At 66.3% G+C, this 19,080-nt stretch carries 7 protein-coding genes; 3 read left to right on the forward strand and 4 right to left on the reverse strand.

Going from position 1 to position 19,080, the window contains the following annotated elements:
• Nucleotides 1-27 precede the first annotated feature (27 nt).
• Nucleotides 28-12,990, forward strand: coding sequence for a non-ribosomal peptide synthetase (locus tag LOY22_RS08405; protein ID WP_258597111.1), 12,963 nt, complete (start codon nt 28-30; stop codon nt 12,988-12,990).
• A 4-nt stretch (nt 12,991-12,994) separates the two neighbouring features.
• On the opposite strand, the gene LOY22_RS08410 is transcribed toward LOY22_RS08405, so the two are convergent.
• The 4 genes from LOY22_RS08410 to dsbD all read right to left on the reverse strand — a co-directional run bounded on the left by LOY22_RS08410 (nt 12,995) and on the right by dsbD (nt 16,860).
• Complete coding sequence (locus LOY22_RS08410; protein ID WP_045200489.1) at nt 12,995-13,474, reverse strand: YkgB family protein; 480 nt, start codon at nt 13,472-13,474, stop codon at nt 12,995-12,997.
• Nucleotides 13,475-13,550: 76 nt separating this feature from the next.
• Nucleotides 13,551-14,315, reverse strand: a complete 765-nt coding sequence (dsbG, locus tag LOY22_RS08415) for a thiol:disulfide interchange protein DsbG (protein WP_045200491.1) — start codon at nt 14,313-14,315, stop codon at nt 13,551-13,553.
• Nucleotides 14,300-15,157: a TlpA disulfide reductase family protein gene (locus LOY22_RS08420; RefSeq protein WP_045200576.1), complete on the reverse strand. Its 858-nt coding sequence runs from the start codon at nt 15,155-15,157 to the stop codon at nt 14,300-14,302. The genes dsbG and LOY22_RS08420 overlap by 16 nt, the downstream gene beginning before the upstream one ends.
• Complete coding sequence (gene dsbD / locus LOY22_RS08425) at nt 15,157-16,860, reverse strand: protein-disulfide reductase DsbD (RefSeq protein WP_258597112.1); 1,704 nt, start codon at nt 16,858-16,860, stop codon at nt 15,157-15,159. The genes LOY22_RS08420 and dsbD overlap by 1 nt, the downstream gene beginning before the upstream one ends.
• Before the next feature lie 174 nt (nt 16,861-17,034).
• On the opposite strand from dsbD, the gene LOY22_RS08430 reads away from it, so the two are divergent.
• Together LOY22_RS08430 and LOY22_RS08435 are read left to right on the forward strand one after the other, a co-directional pair.
• Nucleotides 17,035-17,718 (forward strand): response regulator transcription factor, encoded by a 684-nt coding sequence (locus tag LOY22_RS08430; RefSeq protein WP_045200496.1) that lies wholly within the window; start codon nt 17,035-17,037, stop codon nt 17,716-17,718.
• The gene (locus tag LOY22_RS08435; RefSeq protein ID WP_093385393.1) at nt 17,715-19,040 is read left to right on the forward strand and encodes an ATP-binding protein; all 1,326 of its coding nucleotides are present in this window, start codon (nt 17,715-17,717) and stop codon (nt 19,038-19,040) included. The genes LOY22_RS08430 and LOY22_RS08435 overlap by 4 nt, the downstream gene beginning before the upstream one ends.
• Nucleotides 19,041-19,080 lie beyond the last annotated feature (40 nt).

Here is a 19,080-nt window from a genome sequence, read left to right on the forward strand (position 1 = left end):
ACGTACAGACTCTGGCAGGAACCCCTCATGACGGACGCCTTCGAACTCCCGGTTACGCTGGTCCAGGCGCTGGTTCAACGTGCTGCGCGCACACCCGACCGGGTTGCCTTGCGCTTTCTGGCCGAAGACCCGCGTGATCAAGCCGTGCTTTCCTATCACGACCTCGATCAGCGGGCGCGGACCATCGCCGCGGCTTTGCAGGCACGTACCGAGGTGGGGGACCGCGCCATCCTGCTGTTCCCCAGTGGCCCGGATTACGTCGCAGCGTTCTTTGCTTGCCTGTATGCCGGGGTGATCGCTGTACCGGCCTATCCGCCAGAGTCATCGCGCCGTCACCACCAGGAGCGCCTGCTGTCGATCATCGACGATGCCGAGCCGCGCCTGCTGCTGACCACCAGCGCCCTGCACGACAGCCTGCAGGCTCTCGAAGTGTTGGCCGGGCCCGGCGCGCCACAACTGCTGGCAGTCGACAGCCTGGCCGCTGAACTGGCCGCAGGCTGGCAGGCGCCGCCCCTGCAGGGCGACGACATCGCCTTTTTGCAGTACACCTCCGGCTCCACCGCATTGCCCAAGGGCGTGCAGGTCAGCCATGGCAACCTGGTAGCCAACGAAGTGCTGATCCGCGAGGGCTTCGGCATCGATGTGAACCCTGATGACGTGATCGTCAGCTGGCTGCCGCTGTACCACGACATGGGCCTGATCGGAGGCCTGCTGCAACCGATCTTCAGTGGCGTGCCCTGCGTGTTGATGGCCCCGGCGTATTTTCTTGCCCGGCCGCAGCGCTGGCTGCAGGCGATCAGCGACCATGGCGGCACCATCAGCGGCGGGCCGGACTTTGCCTATCGCTTGTGCAGCGAACGGGTCAGCGCCGCGGCAATGGCCAGCCTCGACCTGAGTAAATGGCGGGTGGCCTATTCCGGCTCCGAGCCGATCCGCCAGGACAGCCTGCAGGCCTTCGCCGACAAGTTCGCCGCTTGCGGCTTTGTGCCGGAGAATTTTTTTGCCAGCTACGGCCTGGCCGAAGCCACGTTGTTCGTCAGCGGCAGCACCCGCGGCCAAGGTATTGGCGCACTGGAGCTTGATCGCCAGGCGCTGGCGCGCAACAGCGCCGAAGCGGGCCGGGGCACGGTGCAGATGAGTTGCGGGCGCAGCCAGCCGCTGCATGCGGTGCAGATCGTCGAGCCACACGCGCTGGCACCGCTGGCCGACAACCAGGTCGGTGAAATCTGGGCCACTGGCCCGAGCATCGCCAAGGGCTACTGGCGCAACCCCGAAGCCTCGGCGCGCACCTTTGTCGAGCAGGGCGGGCGGACCTGGTTGCGCACCGGTGACCTGGGCTTCTTGCGCGATGGCGAGCTGTTCGTCACCGGTCGGCTCAAGGACTTGCTGATCGTACGCGGCCACAACCTCTACCCGCAGGACCTGGAAAAGACCCTGGAGCGTGAAGTCGAGGTGCTGCGCAAAGGCCGGGTGGCGGTGTTCGCGGTCGATGACTGCGGCGAGGAGGGCATCGGCGTGGCCGTCGAGGTCAGCCGCAACGTACAGAAAATCATCACCCCTGCGAGCCTGATCAAGACCCTGCGCCAGGTGATCGCCGATGCCTGCCAGCAGGCGCCGGCGGTGGTCCTGCTGCTCAACCCTGGCGCCTTGCCGAAGACCTCCAGCGGCAAGCTGCAGCGCTCGGCCTGCCGCTTGCGCATGGACGATGGCAGTCTCGATTGCTACGCGCGTTTCCCCGACCCGCAAGCAGCAGCGGTGGCTGATCAGGCGGTTGCGGCGACCAGTATGCAAGCCCGGGTTGCCCGCCTGTGGGGCCAATTGCTGGGCCTTGAGCAGATAGCCGCTGACGATCACTTCTTCCTGCTTGGCGGCAACTCCATCGCCGCCACCCAGGTGTGCGCGCGCCTGGCCGATGAGTTGGGCATTGAGCTGGGTGTGCGGGTGCTGTTCGAGGCGCCGACCCTGGCTGACTTCAGCGCGGCAGTGGCGGCGTTGCAACACGATGGCGGTGTCGCCCGTGGCGCCATCAGCCGTCTCGACCGCGCCCAGGCGCTGCCGCAGTCACTGGCACAAAACCGCCTGTGGCTGACCTGGCAACTGCAGCCGCACAGTGCGGCGTACAACATTCCCGGCGCCCTGCGCCTGCGCGGCGAGCTGGACGAAGCGGCGCTGCAGGCCAGCTTCCAGGCCCTGGTCGCGCGGCACGAAGCCTTGCGCACGGTGTTTGCCGAGGAAGACGGCCAGGCCTTGCAGCGCATCCTGCCGAGCCAGGTGTTCAACCTGCAGCGCCTGGACCTGTCTGCCGCCAGCAGCCAGGACGTATTGGCGCAGCGCGAAGCCGAAGCCATGCAGCCCTTCAACCTGCAACAGGGCCCGCTGCTGCGCGTGACCCTGGTGCGGCTGGACAGCGAAGACCATCAGCTGTGGGTGACCCTGCACCACATCATCGCCGATGGTTGGTCGATGAATATCCTCATTGATGAGTTCTCGCGCCTGTACGCCGCCCATTGCCAGGGCCAGCAGGCCCGGCTGCCGGCCTTGAGCCTGGGCTACGCCGACTACGGCAGCTGGCAGCGCCAGTGGCTTGCCGAGGGTGAAAGTGCCCGGCAACTGGCGTACTGGAAGGAACGGCTTGGTGAGCAGCACGCGGTGCTGGACCTGGCCACCGACCACCCGCGCGCCAATCGCCAAAGCAACGCCGCCGCGCGCCTGAGCGTGCGCCTGCAGCCGACCCTGGCCGAAGCCTTGCGCAGCCTGGCCCGTGATCATGACGCAACGCTGTTCATGGTGTTGCTGGCCGGCTTTCAGAGCCTGCTGCACCGCTACAGCGGGCAGACCGACATCCGTGTCGGGGTGCCCAACGCCAACCGCCCGCGCCTGGAAACCCAGGGCCTGGTGGGCTTTTTCATCAACACCCAGGTGCTGCGCGCCGAGCTTGACTCACGCCTGCCGTTCAACCAGCTGTTGGCCCGGGTGCGCGAGCGCAGCCTGGAGGCCCAGGCGCATCAGGACCTGCCGTTCGAGCAACTGCTCGAAGCCTTCCCGCAAGTGCGCGAGCAGGGCCTGTTCCAGGTCATGTTCAACCACCAGCAGCGTGACCTCAGCGCCCTGCGTCGGCTTCCCGGGCTGCTGGCCGATGAGCTGCCGTGGCACAGCCGCGAGGCCAAGTTCGACCTGCAACTGCACAGTGAAGAAGACCATCAGGGCCGCCTGAGCCTGTCGTTCGACTATGCCGACGAGCTGTTCGATGCCGCGACCGTGGCGCGCATCAGCGCCCAACTGGTCGGCTTGCTGGAGCAAGTCTGCGCGCAACCGCAGGTCGCCATCGGTGCGCTGCAACTGCTGGACGCCGATGGCCGTGCGCAATTGCTCGCCTGGGGCCAGGCGCCAGCAGCGCCGGCACAACAGTGGTTAGTTGAGCAGCTCAACGAACAAGCCCGCCAGACTCCGGAACGCACCGCCCTGGTGTGGCAGGGCGGCAGCCTCGATTACGCCAGCCTGCATCAGCAGGCCAACCGCCTGGCCCATTACCTGCGCGACAAGGGCGTTGGCCCGGATGTGTGCGTGGCTATCGCCGCCGAGCGTTCGCCGCAACTGCTGATCGGCCTGCTGGCCATCCTCAAGGCCGGGGGGGCCTATGTGCCGCTGGATGTCGATTACCCTGCAGAACGCCTGGCCTACATGCTCGCCGACAGTGGTGCCAGCCTGCTGCTGAGCCACAGCGACGTGCTCGAGCGCCTGAGCCTGCCCGCAGATGTCAGCGCCATCGCCATGGACCGCCTCAAGCTCGACAGCTGGCCGTGCCAGCCACCGGGCCTGCACCTGCACGGCGACAACCTTGCCTATGTGATCTACACCTCCGGCTCCACCGGCCAGCCCAAGGGCGTCGGCAATACCCACGCGGCACTTGCCGAGCGCCTGCAGTGGATGCAGGACAGCTATCAACTCAATGACAGCGACGTGCTGATGCAGAAGGCGCCGATCAGCTTCGACGTGTCGGTGTGGGAATGCTTCTGGCCGCTGGTCAACGGTTGCCAACTGGTGCTGGCCGGCCCCGGCGAGCACCGTGACCCGCAGCGTATCGCCGAGCTGGTGCGCGAGCATGGCGTGACCACCTTGCACTTCGTCCCGGCCTTGCTCCAGGTGTTTGTCCAGGAGCCGTTGGCGGCACAGTGCAGCAGCCTGCGCCGGTTGTTCTCTGGCGGTGAGGCGCTGTCGGCCAGCCTGCGTGAGCGGGTGCTGCAGGTATTGCCGCAGGTGGCCCTGCACAACCGTTACGGCCCGACCGAAACCGCCATCAACGTTACCCACTGGCCGTGCAGCGCTGCCGACGGTACGCGTTCGCCGATCGGCCGGCCGCTGGCTAACGTACTGTGTAGGGTGCTCGACGATGAACTCGAACTTACCTCGCCCGGCGTGCCGGGTGAACTGTACCTGGGCGGCGTCGGTCTGGCCCGGGGTTACCTGGGACGCGCGGGACTGACCGCCGAACGTTTCGTGCCGCAGCCCGATGGCGACGGCCAGCGCCTGTACCGCAGTGGTGACCGGGCGCGCTGGCTGGCTGACCTGGGGGCGCTGGAGTACCTGGGCCGCCTTGATCAGCAGGTCAAGCTGCGCGGTTTTCGGGTCGAGCCCGAAGAGGTCGAGGCTTGCCTGCTTAAGCAGCCCGGCGTCGAGCAGGCGCTGGTGATGATTCGCGACACCCCTGCCGGCCCGCAACTGGTCGGCTACTACAGCGGTATCGACGCGAGCGGGCAGATGCTGGCCGCCCTGGCCGAGCAATTGCCTGCCTATATGGTCCCGGCGCAACTGGTTCACCTGGCGCAGATGCCGCTGGGCCCGAGCGGCAAGATCGAGCGCAAGGCCTTGCCCGAGCCGCAATGGCAATCGCGTGAACACATCGAGCCGGGCAGTGCCCTGCAGCAGCAGATCGCCGCGATCTGGCGCGAGGTGCTGGGCATCCCGCGGGTTGGCCTGCAGGATGACTTCTTCGCCCTCGGTGGCCACTCGTTGCTGGCCACCCAGATCATTTCCCGTACCCGCCAGGCCTGCAACGTCGAGTTGCCGCTGCGCACGCTGTTCGAGGCCAGCGAACTGGGGGCCTTTGCCGCTGCGGTTGAGGCGATCCAGCACAGTGGCGCGCGCAACCTGCAGGGCGAAATCCAGCGCATCGACCGTCGCCAGGCGGTGCCGCTGTCCTACTCCCAGCAGCGTATGTGGTTCCTCTGGCAGATGGAACCCGACAGCCCGGCCTATAACGTCGGCGGCATGGCGCGCCTGAGCGGGGTGCTGGATGTCAGCCGCTTCGAGCAGGCGTTGCAGGCACTGATCGTGCGCCACGAAACCCTGCGCACCACCTTCCCGAGCATCGACGGCGTGCCGTACCAGTGCGTGGCCGAAGACAGCAACCTGCAGATGAGCTGGCTGGATTTTTCCAGTTATGGCGTGGTGGACCGCCAGCAACGCCTGCAGGCCTTTGCCGATGAGCAGGCGCACCAGCCGTTTGACCTGGAGCGCGGGCCGCTGCTGCGCGCCTGCCTGGTCAAGGCCGGCGAGCGTGAGCATTATTTCGTCCTGACGTTGCACCACATCGTCACCGAAGGCTGGGCCATGGACATCTTTGCCCGCGAGCTGGGCGAGCTGTACGAGGCCTTTGTCGACGAGCGCGAATCGCCGCTGCAGCCCTTGCCGGTGCAGTACCTGGACTACAGCGTATGGCAGCGCCAGTGGCTGGAGAGCGGCGAGCGTCAGCGCCAGCTCGACTACTGGCAGGCCAAGCTGGGCGATGAGCACCCGGTGCTGGAACTGCCTGCCGACCGCCCGCGTCCGGCGGTGCAAAGCCACCGTGGCGAGCTCTATCGTTTCGACCTGAGCCCGGAGCTGGCGGCGCGGGTGCGTGCCTTCAATGCCGAGCGCGGTCTGACCCTGTTCATGACCATGACCGCCACCCTGGCGGCGCTGCTGTACCGCTACAGCGGCCAGCGCGACCTGCGCATCGGCGCGCCGGTGGCCAACCGCATTCGTCCGGAAAGCGAAGGCCTGATCGGCGCCTTCCTCAACACCCAGGTGCTGCGTTGCCAGCTCGACGGGCAGATGCGCGTTAGCGAGCTGATCGAGCAGGTACGCCAGACCGTGATCGATGGCCAGTCCCATCAGGACCTGCCTTTCGATCAATTGGTCGAGGCCCTGCAGCCGCCCCGCAGCAGTGCCTACAACCCGCTGTTCCAGGTGATGTGCAACGTCCAGCGCTGGGAGTTCCAGCAAAGCCGCGAGCTTGCCGGCATGCAGGTCGAGTACCTGGTCAACGACGCCCGTGCGACCAAGTTCGACCTCAACCTGGAAGTCACCGACCTCGACCGCCGCCTGGGTTGCTGCCTGACTTACAGCCGCGACCTGTTCGACGAACCACGCATCGCACAAATGGCCGGCCACTGGCAGAACCTGCTGGTGGCGCTGCTGGGTGATCCCGAGCAGCGCCTGGGCGAGTTGCCGTTGCTGGCGGCGGTCGAGCAACAGGCGTTGTGCGACTCGCTCAAGGGTGACAACAGCCTGGCGCTGGATCAGACCCTTGAGCAGCTGTTCAGCGAACAAGCTGCGCGCCAGCCCGAGGCCCTGGCCCTGACCTTTGCCGGTCAGCACCTGAGCTATGCCGAGCTCGATGCCCGCGCTAACCAGTTGGCCCGGGTGCTGCGCGAGCGCGGCGTCGGCCCGCAGGTGCGTGTCGGCCTGGCCCTGGAGCGTTCGCTGGAACTGGTGGTGGGCTTGCTGGCGATCCTCAAGGCTGGCGGCGCCTATGTGCCGCTCGACCCTGAGTACCCGCTGGAGCGCCTGCACTACATGATCGAGGACAGCGGCATCGCCCTGTTGCTGGGCCAGCGGGCACTGTTCGAAGCCCTCGGCGAGTTGCCGGCCAAGGTCGGCCGCTGGTGCCTGGAAGACGACCGTGACGGCCTCGCCGCGTATAGCCGCGAAGCCTTGCCGTCGCTGACCCTGCCGGCCCATCAGGCCTACCTGATCTACACCTCCGGCTCCACCGGCAAGCCCAAAGGCGTGGTGGTCAGCCACGGTGAAATCGCCATGCACTGCCAGGCGGTGATCGAGCGCTTCGGCATGCGCAGCGACGACTGTGAGCTGCATTTTTACTCGATCAATTTCGACGCGGCCAGTGAGCGCCTGCTGGTGCCGCTGCTCTGTGGCGCGCGGGTAGTGCTGCGTGCCCAGGGGCAGTGGGGCGCGGAAGAAATCTGCACGCTGATCCGCGAGCAGCAGGTATCGATCCTTGGCTTTACCCCAAGTTACGGCAGCCAGCTGGCGCAATGGCTGGCCAGCCGCAACGAAGCGCTGCCGGTGCGCCTGGTGATCACCGGCGGTGAAGCACTGACCGGCGAGCACCTGCAGCGCATTCGCCAGGCCTTTACCCCGCAGCAGTTTTTCAACGCCTATGGCCCGACCGAAACCGTGGTCATGCCCCTGGCGTGCCTGGCCCCCGCGCAACTGGAAGCCGGCGCCGCTAGCGTGCCGATCGGCAGCGTGGTCGGTGCGCGCACCGCGTACATCCTCGATGCCGACCTGGCCCTGTTGCCGCAAGGCGGCATTGGCGAGCTGTACGTCGGTGGCGCCGGCCTGGCCCAGGGTTACCACGAGCGCCCGGGCTTGAGCGCCGAGCGTTTTGTTGCCGATCCGTTCAGCGCCAATGGCGGGCGCCTGTACCGTACCGGCGACCTGGTGCGCCAGGGTGCTGACGGGCTGGTGGAGTATGTCGGTCGAATCGACCATCAGGTGAAGATTCGCGGCTTTCGTATCGAGCTGGGTGAGATCGAAACCCGCCTGCTTGAACACCCGGCGGTGCGCGAGGCTGTGGTGCTGGCCCTGGACATGCCCGGGGGCAAACAACTGGCGGGCTATCTTGTCTGCGACCAGGCCCTGGCGGATGCCACCGAACAGGCCGCGCTGCGTGATGCACTGAAGGCGCAGCTGCGCCTGCAGCTGCCGGACTACATGGTGCCGACTCACCTGGTACTGCTTGAACAGCTGCCGCTGATGGGCAATGGCAAGCTAGACCGCCGCGCCTTGCCGGCGCCGGACCTTGAGCAGGGCCGCCAACGATATGAAGCGCCGCGCAGCGAGCTGGAACAGCAACTGGCGACGATCTGGCGCGAGGTACTGAACGTTCAGCAGGTTGGCCTGCAGGACAACTTCTTCGAACTGGGCGGTGACTCGATCCTGTCGATCCAGGTGGTCAGCCGTGGGCGTCAGGCGGGGCTGCATTTCACCCCGCGCGATCTGTTCCAGCACCAGACCATCCAGACCCTGGCGACCGTGGTCAGCCGCAGCGAAACCAGCCAGATTGATCAGGGCCCGCTGAGCGGCCGCGCGGCGTTGACGCCGATCCAGCACTGGTTCTTCGACAGCGATGTGCCGCACCCTCAGCACTGGAACCAGGCGGTATTGCTGGCACCCGCCGAGCGTTTGCACGGCAAGCCCCTGGAGCAGGCCTTGCAGCAGTTGCTGCAGCAGCATGATGCCTTGCGCCTGCGCTTCACCCAGGCAGGCGGCCAGTGGCACGGCGAGTACGCCCAGGCCGACCAGCGCGAGTTGCTCTGGCAGGCCTCGGTAGCCGACCTGGGCGACTGCCAGGCGCTGTACAGCGATGTCCAGCGCAGCCTCGACCTGGCAGACGGGCCGCTGCTGCGCGCCTTGCTGGTCGAAGACGGCGAGGGCCGCCAGCGGCTGTTGCTGGCGATCCATCATCTGGTGGTCGATGGTGTGTCGTGGCGGGTGTTGCTGGAAGACCTGCAAGCGCTGTACCGCGGTCAGCCGCTGGCGGCCAAGACCCGCGCCATGAGCGACTGGGCGGCGCGCCTGCTGGCTTATGCCGGCAGCGACTCGCTGCGTGACGAGCAAAGCTGGTGGCAAGCGCAACTGAGCCGCGCCAGCCGCGAACTGCCCTGCGATCACCCGCAGGGGGCGAACCTGCACCAGCAGGCGCAGACCCTCAGCGTACAGTTGGACGCGACCCATACCCGGCAATTGCTGCAGGAAGCGCCCGCTGCTTATCACACCCAGGTCAACGACCTGCTGCTGACCGCCCTGGCTCGCGTGCTGTGCCGCTGGAGCGGCGACAGCTCGGTGTTGGTGCAACTGGAAGGCCATGGTCGGGAGAACCTGTTCGAAGACATGGACCTGACCCGCAGCGTCGGCTGGTTCACCAGTGCCTATCCGCTGAGCCTGAGCCCGCATAACGTCGAAGAGGCGGCTGGGCAGGGCGCTTCGATCAAGGCCATCAAGGAGCAATTGCGCACGGTGCCGCACAAAGGCCTGGGCTACGGTGTGCTGCGCTACCTGGCCGATGCGCCGGTGCGCGAAGCCATGGCCGCGTTGCCCCAGGCGCGGATCACCTTCAATTACCTGGGCCAGTTCGACCAGCAGTTCCAGGCCGGCGCGCTGTACCAGCCGGTGGATGAAAGCGTCGGGCTTGCCCATGCGCTGGAGGCGCCGCTGCCCAACTGGCTGAGCGTCGATGGCCAGGTGTACGGTGGTGAGTTGCAGTTGCGCTGGACCTTCAGCCGTGAGCGCTATGACCAGGAAACCATCGAAACCCTGGTCGAAGCCTACCGGCTCGAACTGATTGCCCTGATCGAGCATTGCCTGGCGCCGGGCACTGGCAGCTTCACGCCATCGGACTTCCCGCTGGCGCAATTGAGCCAGGAGCAGATCGATGCCTTGCCGGTCGCCGCTGCACAAATCGACGACGTCTATCCGCTGACGCCGATGCAGGAGGGCCTGCTGCTGCATACTCTGCTGGAGCCGGGCACCGGCATCTACTACATGCAGGACCGCTACCGGATCAACAGCGCGCTGGACCCGCAGCGCTTTGCCCAGGCCTGGCAAGCGGTGGTTGGCCGTCACGAAGCCTTGCGCGCCTCGTTCTGCTGGAACGCCGGCGAGGCCATGCTACAGATCATTCACAAACCGGGGGCGACGGCGGTCGACTATCAAGACTGGTCGGGTATCCCTGAAGCTGAACAGGAAGCGCGCCTGCAGGCATTGCACAAGCACGAGCGCGAGGCCGGTTTCGACCTGCTTCAGCAGGCGCCGTTCCACCTGCGCCTGGTGCGGGTGGGCGAGGACCGCTACTGGTTCATGATGAGCAACCACCACATCCTCATCGATGCCTGGTGCCGTTCGCTGCTGATGAATGACTTCTTCGAGATCTACCTGGCCCTGGGCGAGGGCCGTCAGGCGCAACTGCCGGTGCCGCCGCGCTACCGCGACTACATCAGCTGGCTGCAGCACCAGAACCTGGACGAGGCGCGCCAGTGGTGGCGCAACAACCTCGAAGGTTTCGAGCGCAGCACCGCGGTGCCCAGCGACCGGCCATTGCTGCGTGACCATGCGGTGGAAAATGCCGGAATGGTCGTCGGCGATTGCTACACGCGCCTCGATGCCACCGATGGCGCCCGCTTGCGCGAGCTGGCCCAGGCTCATCAGCTGACCATCAACACCTTTGCCCAAGCCGCCTGGGCGCTGGTGCTGAGCCGCTACAGCGGCGAGCGCGACGTGGTTTTCGGCGTCACCGTGGCGGGCCGGCCGGTGAGCATGCCGCAGATGCAGCGTACGGTCGGGCTGTTCATCAACAGTATCGCCCTGCGGGTAAAACTGCCGGCCGCGGGCGAGCGCTGCAGCGTGCGCCAGTGGCTGCAAGGCCTGCTGGAACGCAACATGGAACTGCGCGAGTACGAGTACCTGCCGCTGGTGAGCATCCAGGAATGCAGCGAACTGCCCAAGGGCCAGCCGCTGTTTGACAGCCTGTTCGTGTTCGAGAACGCGCCGGTGGAGGTTGCCGTACTCGATCGCGCGCAAAGCCTCAACGCCAGCTCCGATTCCGGGCGCACCCACACCAACTTCCCGTTGACCGCGGTCTGCTACCCGGGCGATGACCTGGGCCTGCATTTGTCGTTCGACCAGCGCTACTTCGACACTGCCACGGTCGAGCGCTTGCTGGCCGAATTCAAGCGCCTGCTGCTGGCCCTGGCCGACGGCTTCCAGGGCGAGGTCAGCGAGTTGCCATTACTCGGTGAAGCCGAGCGCAGCTTCTTGCTCGACGACTGCAACCGCAGCGAGCAGGCCTACAGCCTTGAGCAAAGCTACGTCGAACTGTTTGAGGCGCGGGTTGCCGCGCATCCACAACGCACTGCTGCGCGCTGCCTGGAACACTCGCTGAGTTACCTCGAGCTCAACCGCCAGGCCAACCGCCTGGGCCATGCGCTGGTGGCCGCCGGCGTGGCAATCGATCAGCCAGTGGCGCTGCTGGCTGAACGCGACCTGCCGCTGCTGGGCATGATCGTCGGCAGCTTCAAGGCCGGCGCCGGTTACCTGCCGCTGGACCCTGGCCTGCCGGGTGCACGCCTGCAGCGGATCATCGAACTCAGTCGTACCCCGGTGCTGGTGTGCAGCGCAGCCTGTGCCGAGCAGGGCCGTGCTCTGCTTGATGAGCTCAGCTGTGCCGGGCGGCCGAAGTTGCTGGTCTGGGAGCAGGTCCAGGCAGTCGTCGGGCCGGATGCTAATCCAGGTATCTACAGCGGGCCGGACAACCTTGCCTATGTGATCTATACCTCAGGCTCCACCGGCCTGCCCAAGGGGGTGATGGTCGAGCAGCGCGGCATGCTCAACAACCAGTTGAGCAAGGTGCCGTACCTGCAACTGGACGAGCAGGATGTGATTGCCCAGACCGCCTCGCAAAGTTTCGATATCTCGGTCTGGCAGTTCCTCGCCGCACCGCTGTTCGGGGCCCAGGTAGCCATCGTGCCGAACGCCATTGCCCACGACCCGCAAGGGTTGCTGGAACACGTGCAGGCTACCGGCATTACCGTACTGGAAAGCGTGCCGTCGCTGATCCAGGGCATGCTCGCCAGCGAGCAGCAACAGCTCGATGGCTTGCGCTGGATGCTGCCGACCGGTGAGGCGATGCCGCCGGAGCTGGCTTGGCAGTGGCTGCAGCGCTACCCGCACATCGGCCTGGTCAATGCCTATGGCCCGGCCGAGTGTTCCGATGACGTGGCGTTCTTCCGCGTCGATGCTGCCTCGACCCGTGGCAGTTACCTGCCAATCGGTACGCCGACCGACAACAACCGCCTGTACCTGATAGGCGACGATCAGCAACTGGTGCCGCTGGGCGCCGTCGGTGAGTTGTGTGTGGCCGGTACCGGTGTCGGCCGTGGTTATGTCGGCGACCCGCTGCGCACTGCGCAAGCCTTCATCCCGCACCCGTTCGGCGCACCGGGCGAGCGCCTGTATCGCAGCGGCGACCTGGCGCGCCGGCGGCCTGACGGCGTGCTCGAATACGTCGGCCGTATCGACCATCAGGTGAAGATCCGCGGCTACCGCATCGAGCTGGGCGAGATCGAAGCGCGCCTGCATGAGCAAAGCGCGATTCGCGATGCGGCGGTCGGCGTGCAGGACGGGGTCAATGGCAAGCACCTGGTCGGCTATCTGGTGGCCAGCACTGCGGGTGTCGATACCAGCGTGCTGCTGGAGCAAGTCAAGCAGCGCCTGCGTGCCGAGTTGCCGGAGTACATGGTGCCGCTGCACTGGGCCTGGCTCCAGCAACTGCCGCTCAATGCCAACGGCAAGCTCGACCGCAAGGCCTTGCCGGCCATCGACATCGGCGCCCAGCACAGCCAGGCCTACCTGGCGCCGCGCAGCGAACTGGAGAGCACCCTGGCCGGGATCTGGGCCGAGGTGCTCAAGGCCGAGCGGGTCGGGGTGCGCGACAACTTCTTCGAGTTGGGCGGGCATTCGCTGCTGGCCACCCAGATCGCCTCGCGGGTGCAAAAGGTGCTGCAACTGAACGTGCCGCTGCGGGCGATGTTCGAGTGCAGCACGGTCGAGGAGCTGGCAACCTATGTCCAGAGCCTGAAGGCCAGTGAGCTGAGCGATGACAAGGTCGACCGTCTCAGTGACCTGATGGCTGAACTGGAAGCGCTGTAGGGCTTCAGGCCGGGGTGGGGCTGTTGCGCTGCAGGTCGTGCTTGAGCAAGGCGACTGAAGCGGCCAGCAGCACGGCGTCCTTGATCAGGAAGGACGTCGCCCCGCCCATGGCCGGGAACCCGCCAGCACTGTTCTCCCAGCCGCCCGGAGTGGTAACGATCAGGGTCAGGGTGGTGGCGTAGGTGAGCACCGAGCCCAGGGCGCCGATCACCGCCAGCCGTGGTTGCCAGATGCCGGCCAGCAACGCCGCGCCAATCGCCCATTCCGCCACGCCCAGCGCATAGCTGGCGCCGTGGATGCCGAAGGCCAGGTGCAGCCAGGACAGCAACGGGCTGTTGTCGATCAGCGGGATCAGGGCCTGGGCTTCGTAATCGAACCACTTGGCATAGCCAAAGCCGAAGAAAATCAGGATCAGGCTCCAGCGCAGCAGCTGGATGTCCAGGGAGGAGCGGATGAAGCGGTCAAGGTAGGCAGGGCGGGTCATGGCGAGGTCCTGTGGTGGGATGAGGCAGGTATCCTCAAGACGCCGTGACCGCCCTGTTGTTACATCAATCGCGTGCTCAACGCTTGCCGAGGATCTTGCCCAGCAGCTCCGGACGCGGAGCGCCCTGTTGGGTTTGCAGTTGCTGCTGGTCGTCGAGGTAGAAGATCGCCGGGGTTGCTGACAAACCGAGTTCTTCCATGACCGCGAGGTTGGCGTCGAGCTTGGCTTGTACCGCTTCGGGAACCTTGTCCAAGGCCTTGAGGGTACTGGCCTTGCCGGCCTTTTCATGTTGCGCCAGGGCCTTGGCCGGGTCCTTGCTGGCCAGCAGGGCGGCCGATTTGCCCGGGCTGTCTTCGCGGATGATACCGACCATGATGTGCCGCAACTGCACCTTGCCCGATTCGACCCAGGGCCGCGCCTGCTGCCAGAACATGTTGCAGTACGGGCAATTGGGGTCGCTGAACAGGTAGACGATGCGTGGTGCATCGGCCTTGCCGTCGGCGATCCAGGCGGTTTTTTCCATCTTTGCCCAGACCTCCTTGGCCATGGGGGCGTACACCAGTTTTTCCAGCGGCGCCTGGCTCAGGTCCTTGCCTTGCTCGTCGAACAGGCTGCCCACCAGCACATGCTTGCCATCGGCGGTCAGGTACAGTGCCAGGCCGCGGTTCTGGTATTCGGCCGCGTAGCCACGCAGGCCATCGGGGGCGTCGAAGCTGCCTTTGATTTTTGCGCCTTTGGCCTCCAGTTGCTGGATGGCCTTGGGGAGTGTTTCAGCCAGCGCCAGCTGGCTGGTCATCAGGCCCACGGCCAGGGTGAGGGGCAGTTTCAGCAGAGATCGCATGCGACGTTCCTTGTGGGGGATGGGGCGGCAGGCGCGGGCGCGTGCTCGAAAGATTGCAGGGCATGGCTGAGGCTGGCCCGCGACAGCTCGCCAAGATGGCTGCCGACCAGGCGACCCTCGGCGTTATAGAACAAGGTGGTGGGCAAGGCCATGGAGCCGACCTTCTGCGCCAGCTGGCCGCCGCTGTCGAACAGCACGTGGGACAGATTAAGGCCGGTGGTGGCGAGGAAGGTGACCACGGTCTGTGGCGCCTCGCCCTGGTTGACGAACAGGAAGGTGATGTCCGGGTAATCACCCTGGGCCTGTTGCAGCACCGGCATCTCGCGCCGGCACGGCGGGCACCAGGTAGCCCAGAGGTTGATCACCAGTGGCTTGCCGCGGTAGTCGGTGAGCTCGACGGACTGGCCACTGGCCTTGCGCAAGCTCATTTCCGGCAGTTGAGTGCCCTGGTCATACAGGTGGCTGGCCAGGCTGCCGAGCAGCCAGAACAGGCCACCGCTGAGCAGGCCCCAGCCCAGCGGCCGGCGCAGGGCCGGGCGGCGATAGCCGAGGCAGAAGGCGCCGATGGCTACCGCCAGCAGGCCTGGCCAGAGCAGAAAGCCGCCATCGCGCAGGTCGATGACCTGCAGCAGGTCTTCGCGGTACATCGCCCAGTACTGGATGACAAAGCCCAGGCGTGCACTGAGCAGGCCGAGCAGGAACAGGCCGAACAGCACCGACTCGGGGTTGTCGCCGCCGCGCTTGGCGACGCGCCAGCCAACAAGGCTGGCCAGGGCCAGGGCGCAGATCAGCAGCAGGTGGTTCAGGGCCATGGTCAGTGGCCCGAGTGCGACGGTCAGCATCATCCTTGGCTCCGGGTAGCGGCCCAGTGTTGGAGGAAGTTCGCCGCATCGATTTCACCGGTGATGCGCCGGGCCCGGCGCTCGTTGCCCTCCGGGCCGATCCAGATCAGGCTGGGCGGGCCCGGGACCTGGTAGCGCTGCAGCAACTCGCGACTGGACGGTGCGTCGGCGGTCACATCCAGGCGCAGCAGGCGCACGCCGCCAAGCGCCGCCAGTACGTCGGCGCGGGCGAACACCTGTTTCTCCATGACCTTGCACGACACGCACCAGTCAGCATAGTAGTCGAGCATCACCCACTGGCCCTGGGCCTTGGCCGCCTCCAGCTCGCGCTGCAGTTCGGCCGGCTGGCTGACGGTGGTGAAGGCATCATGCGGCACGGCAAGGCCCATTGGCGCGCTGGCGGCGGTGAACGGCTGCAGCGGCTGCCAGGGGTCGTTGCCACCGGCTGCCGCGCCGACGATCAACAGGCTGCCCCACAAGCCCAGCAGCAGCGACAGTGCCCGAAGCGCCCGCATAGCTTGCAAGGCCGGCCACGCAGCCCAGGCCAGGGCGATCAGCCAGGCACCGGCCAGGCCCAGCCACAATGAAGGCTCCAGCACTGCGCGCAAGGTATACAGGGCCATGGCCAGGAAGACGAAGCCGAACAGGCCCTTGACCCGGTTCATCCAGGCGCCCGGGCGCGGCAGGTAGCGGTTGCCGAGGGTGACCAGCAACAGCAACGGCAGGCCCATGCCCAGGCCGAGGGTGAACAGTACCAGGCCGCCATGCACGGCATTGCCGCTCTGGGCGATGTACAGCAGGGCGCCGGCCAGCGGTGCGGTCATGCACGGGCCCATCAGCAGGCCCGACAAGGCCCCGAGCAAGGCCGCGCCGTACAGGTTGCCGCCGCGGGTGCCATTCCCGGCACGCTCCAGGCGGTCGCGGATCCATACAGGTAGCTGCAGCTCGAAGGCGCCGAACATCGGCAGGGCCAGTAGCACGAACAGCCCGGCCAGGGTGCCCAGCAGCCAGGGTTGCTGCAGCCAGGCCTGAAAGCTTGCGCCCAGCAATGCGGCAACCACGCCCAGGGCGGCGTAGACCAGGGCCATGCTCAGCACATAGACGCTGGCCAGCAACCAGCCGCGGCGGGCACTGGCACCACTGCCCAGTACCAGACCTGCAAGAATCGGCAGCATCGGCAACGAGCACGGGGTGAAGGCCAGCAGCAGGCCCAGGCCGAGGAAGGCCAGCAGGTTCCAGGCCAGGGTCGACTGTTGCAGGCCGCCGGCCAGGGCCTGGTCGCTGGCCTGCGCGGCGGCGCTTGTACCACCCAGGCTGACCACACTGGTTTGTGGCGGGTAGCACAGCCCGGCGTCGGCGCAGCCCTGCCAGCCCATGCGCAGTTCGCCGCTGGCGCTGGCGGGCAGGATCAGCTCGAGCTCGCCACGGTAGACCTGGGTTTCACCAAAGTACTCATCGCTGTGGGGCAGGGCGGGTGGCAGTTGCGGTTGCTGCTCGGAGGCCAGGCCGTCGAATTTCAGGCGTTTCTGGTACAGGTAGTAACCATCGGTGATCTGCCAGTGCAGGCGCATTTGCCCCGACTCCAGGCGTTCGCTGCTGAACACGAAGGCCTTGTTGACCGGCAAAAAATCGCTCTGGGCAAAGGGGTTGGCCTGGCTCAGGCCGCTTAGCAGGAACATCAGGGCAAACAGAAAAACGCGCATGTCGACGCCTTGGCAATGCGATGAAGGGCTCAGCTTGGCCCAGTCCGATTAACCGAAAGTTAACCCGTTGGCTGACGGCTGTCGCCAAGGCCGCGACGGCTGTGGCCTGGCGCGGCATAATCCTGGGTTAATCCGCCTGGGCTTGAATAAGCCTTTTAAGATCGAGACCCGACCATGCACGTACTGCTCTGCGAGGATGATGACCTGATCGCCAGCGGCATCAGCGCCGGCCTGGGCGCCCAGGGCATGACCGTCGACCGGGTGGCCAGCGCCGGCGCGGCCCAGGCCATGCTCCAGGCCGCGGCGTTCGACGTCATGGTGCTCGACCTCGGCCTGCCCGACGAAGACGGCCTCAAGCTGCTGCAGCGCCTGCGCCAGCAGGGCCATGAGCTGCCGGTGCTGATCCTCACCGCCCGCGATGCGGTCACTGACCGGGTCGAGGGCCTGCAGGCCGGTGGCGACGATTACCTGCTCAAGCCGTTCGACCTGCGTGAACTGGCCGCACGTCTGCACACCTTGCTGCGCCGCGCCGCCGGGCGAGCGGTGAACATCATCGAGCATGGCCCGCTAAGCTACGACCCCAGCAGCCGCGAAACCTGCCTGGGTGGCCGCCCGGTCGACCTGTCGCGGCGCGAGCAGGCGCTATTGCAGGCGCTGCTGCACAACCGTGGCCGGGTGCTCTCCAGCGAACAGCTCAAGGACAGCGTCTATGGCTTTGGCGACGAGGTCGAGAGCAACGCCCTGAACGTGCATATCCATCACCTGCGGCGCAAACTGGGCAACGGTATCGTCGAAACCGTGCGCGGCCTGGGTTATCGCCTGGGCCCGGCGCAACTGCCGGAGGAGCCGCAAGCATGACCCTGCGTTTGCGCCTGACCCTGATCCTGGGCACTGCCTTCATCGTCATCTGGGTGCTGGCCGCGGCGTGGATGCTGCGCGACCTGCGCATGCAGATGATGTTCTCCCTCGACCAGCGCCTGGTGGCATCGGCACGCATGGTTGCCGGCCTGGTCGACCAGTTGCCGCAACCGCTGTCGAGCAAGGGCGAGGGCACGCGCCTGAGCGCCGACCAGTTGAGCGTCGACGGCATGGCCTGCCAGGTCAGCTCGCTGCGCGGCGAGATTCTTGCCCGCAGCCACAATAATGAGCAGCCCCTCGACGACCAGCGCAGCGGGTTTCGCGACCAGACCATCGACGGCGCTCGCTGGCGCAGTTTCACCTATGCCCATGGCGATGTGCGCATTACCACCGCCGACCGCCATCAGGAGCGCGAGGCCCTCAACCGTTCGATCCTGCTGGCGGCCTCGGCACCGGTGCTGATGGCCTTGCTCGGCAGCCTCGGCTTGCTATGGATGGGTGTTGGCAAGGGGCTGGCGCCGCTCAACCGGATGCGCGATGCCTTGCGCCGGCGCAGCCCGGACTCCCTTGAGCCCTTGCAGGTGCGCGGCTTGCCCAGTGAGCTGCAACCCTTGCTGGAAACCCAGAACCAGCTGTTTTTGCGCATTGGCCAGACCATCGAGCGCGAACGGCGCCTGACCGATGATGCCGCCCATGAGCTGCGCAGCCCGCTGACCGCGATCAAAACCCACCTGCAGGTGGCACGGATGACCGACGGCGAGGTGCGCGAGCAGGCCCTTGAACACGCCGAGCAGGGCGCCGATCGTCTGCACCGGACTCTTGAACAACTGTTGCTGCTGGCCCGGGTGGAAGGCCGACTGTCGTTTGAAGACGGCCTGCAGTGCAACGCCGAGCAGATCGCCCGCCAGGCAATCCTGGACACCGGGGTCGACAACACCGGGCGCATCGATCTGCAGTTGGCGCCCGGCGCCGCCCAGCTCTACCTCGGGATGCCCACGCCACTGGCGGTCACGGCCCTACGCAACCTGCTCGACAACGCCCTGCGTCATACCCGTGGCAGCGAACCGGTGGAGCTGGCAGTGCAGATGGAACAGGACCGGGTGGCATTTTTGGTGCGCGATCACGGCCCCGGTATTCCCGAACAGGACATCGAGCACCTGACCGAGCGCTTCTGGCGCCATAGCCAGAGCGGCGGATGCGGGTTGGGCCTGGCGATTGTCCAGGCGATCGTCCAGCGCTGTGCCGGCAGCTTGCGCTTTGACAGCCGCAGCGATGGCTTGCGGGTGTTGTTGCACATTCCGTTGCGTGCAAACCCGTCGTAACCGGTAAGTGCAAAGCGGCAGTTGAAAAAATCCGCAGCGT

The organism is Pseudomonas sp. B21-035, from assembly GCF_024748945.1.
Taxonomy (GTDB): domain Bacteria; phylum Pseudomonadota; class Gammaproteobacteria; order Pseudomonadales; family Pseudomonadaceae; genus Aquipseudomonas.

Coding starts and splice junctions, on each gene's coding strand:
- LOY22_RS08435 (WP_093385393.1), top strand. CDS start 17,715: ATGACCCTGCGTTTGCGCCTGACCCTGATCCTGGGCACTGCCTTCATC.
- dsbD (WP_258597112.1), bottom strand. CDS start 16,860: ATGCGCGTTTTTCTGTTTGCCCTGATGTTCCTGCTAAGCGGCCTGAGC.
- LOY22_RS08410 (WP_045200489.1), bottom strand. CDS start 13,474: ATGACCCGCCCTGCCTACCTTGACCGCTTCATCCGCTCCTCCCTGGAC.
- LOY22_RS08430 (WP_045200496.1), top strand. CDS start 17,035: ATGCACGTACTGCTCTGCGAGGATGATGACCTGATCGCCAGCGGCATC.
- LOY22_RS08405 (WP_258597111.1), top strand. CDS start 28: ATGACGGACGCCTTCGAACTCCCGGTTACGCTGGTCCAGGCGCTGGTT.
- dsbG (WP_045200491.1), bottom strand. CDS start 14,315: ATGCGATCTCTGCTGAAACTGCCCCTCACCCTGGCCGTGGGCCTGATG.
- LOY22_RS08420 (WP_045200576.1), bottom strand. CDS start 15,157: ATGCTGACCGTCGCACTCGGGCCACTGACCATGGCCCTGAACCACCTG.